1 protein-coding gene is annotated in these 239 nt (G+C 62.8%); it reads left to right on the forward strand.

Translation table 11 applies throughout. The features are described 5' to 3' along the window. Window positions 1-170: 170 nt before the first annotated feature. A partial coding sequence (locus AC0L3B_RS40240; protein ID WP_473383614.1) for a hypothetical protein occupies window positions 171-239 on the forward strand: 69 nt, incomplete at its 3' end.

Consider the following 239-nt stretch of genomic DNA (forward strand, 5'->3'; position numbering starts at 1 on the left):
CCTTGCAGCTGCTGTCGCATCAACGAGAGCTGCGACATCACCTGCACCACCTTTTCAGTCTTGCGACTCACCTCCAGCGCTTGCTCCTGCAATCGCGAACGGCGCTGCTCCAACGTTCGGTTTTCTTCATCCTGCTGGAGGAAGAAGAGATCTTCGCCGCCCACCTCGCCTTGCTGGAAGACCCGGCCCTGCTGCAAGCGGCTGCCGGCGCCATTGCACAGGGCAGCGCCGCGACCCAC

It is taken from the genome of Bradyrhizobium sp. Kon56, from assembly GCF_055807635.1.